This window comes from uncultured Metabacillus sp., assembly GCF_947503125.1.
Classification (GTDB): Bacteria; Bacillota; Bacilli; order Bacillales; family Bacillaceae; genus Metabacillus.
On the sequence record NZ_CANNCR010000136.1, the window covers coordinates 1 to 1858 of the forward strand.

General features: G+C 29.4%; 2 protein-coding genes and 1 pseudogene. All 3 read right to left on the reverse strand.

Annotation, left to right across the window (positions count from 1 at the left end):
- Nucleotides 1-72 precede the first annotated feature (72 nt).
- Nucleotides 73-363, reverse strand: coding sequence for a hypothetical protein (locus tag Q1B07_RS26425; protein WP_299095783.1), 291 nt, complete (start codon nucleotides 361-363; stop codon nucleotides 73-75).
- A 239-nt stretch (nucleotides 364-602) separates the two neighbouring features.
- Nucleotides 603-1292 (reverse strand): hypothetical protein, encoded by a 690-nt coding sequence (locus tag Q1B07_RS26430; protein ID WP_299095785.1) that lies wholly within the window; start codon nucleotides 1290-1292, stop codon nucleotides 603-605.
- Nucleotides 1293-1334: 42 nt separating this feature from the next.
- A pseudogene (locus tag Q1B07_RS26435) lies at nucleotides 1335-1858 on the reverse strand (IS4 family transposase); the annotation flags it as partial.

The following is a 1858-nucleotide window of genomic DNA, read 5'->3' on the forward strand; positions in this document are numbered from 1 at the left end:
CTAAAGTAGTAGATTGATTGAGCAAAAGTGTAAAATCCTATCGAGCAAAAAGTGTCAACTTTATTCTAGCGTTTACACCTTAAAAAAAGAATTCTTTTCATTAAATAATATAATGTCAATTTTATTATACTCTTCACCTCTAAAAAACTCTTTTTTAATATTGGATATATAAGACTGTAATTCAACTAATGTTAATGCTTCTTCCCTTAAATCTTCTTGGTAGTATATAATAAAATCTTTTGTCTCATATTTTTTAAAAGTAGTTTTTGCGTAAATGTTGTTAAAAGTATTTGCAAAAGAATTCATCAACAATTCATATTTATCTACAGGTTCTAAATTGTTATCATTTGTAATTTTCTCCAATACATTGTGTGCCGAAATTAAGCCAGATAATAAAATCAAAGTGATTATTGGAATTAATTTATAATATAAATTGACCTTCCATATAAAAAATAAAACAGCTAATACTACTAAGAGACTAACTATTAAATATATGGTCAACGTATTATTGGGATTTATAAAAATAAATATGAATAAATTAAAGACAATTATAATTAAGAGTACAAGTATCCCCTTTAAGACCTCAATAATCATTTTCACTTTTAATTCATAATATCTTTCTGTATATTCAATAATTCCTGTGGAATTTCTTTATGAACTTTTTTTACGCTATTTATAATAGCTAATTTTAAATTTTCAGGTATAAACAAATTGTCATTTTTTAACAATTCAATGTATCCTTCTAAATCTCCTGAATGTATCTTTTTAATAACCTTATTATAAGAATCAAAAGTTGATTTCTCTTCTTCAGAAGCTAAATTAAAAGCTTTTTCTGCAAACTGCATTGATTTATTAACATCCTCTAACAAAAGAAGTTGTGAATAATATAGATTTCCAGAAGCATTAGAAGGATCCAATTTCACATATTTTTCTCTATATTCCATCGCTTTATTAAAATCATTTTCTTCAATAGCCAAATTTCCCATCCTATGAGTTGCCATGAGATTATTAGGATCTTCTTCTAATATTTCCAAATAAATTTGTTCAGCCTTATCGAATTCCCCATTTTTTGAGGATAATAGCCCATACTCTAATTTTTCTTCAATTGAAATATTCCCTTCAACTTTTTCATACATTTCTATTTTTTCTTCACGCGACTCATTGATTTCTGCACTTATCTCTTTTTCTGTTTTGGTTGATGTTAATATTCCAGAATCTATAACTAATACTGTACCTATTAATACAACAATTATACTAGTAATTACAACCATGTATTTTTTCTTTGTTTTCACTATATTCACCTCATTTAGTTAATTATCTTTTTTATTAAATACTCAACTTTCGCAGAGTGAGATCGGCAAATAAGCCTTGATATAACTAGGAAGGCCAGCGATCCACCTCTCGAGTTGACTTTGAATTAACTTTTTGATTTTCTTTTTCGTTTGTTTTAGTGCGTCTTGAAGAAGCTCGATTAACTGCTGTAATGCGACAGCCCAATCAAGTTCATTCACTTCATCGCATAATTCGTAGAAAAGACCACCGATTGTACGTTGATCGGTGTTACAACGATTCTGCCATGACAGCACGATAAAACGAGTAAACACAATAGTTGTATGGCAAATAAGCGCATCATATGACCGGCTTTGGAACTCTTTTTCAAGTTTCAAAAGAGATTTGGCCGTCTTAAAGAATACCTCAATATCCCAACGCATTCCATAAATTCGGACGATTTCCTTATCTGAAAGAGTGCAATCGGTACTGAGGATGGCAAGCCATTCGCTTTTCTTGTTTCTGTTTCGAATAAATACAACTTTGATTGGAGTTCCATTAGCCATTGTTGTATGGATGGAACGAAGAA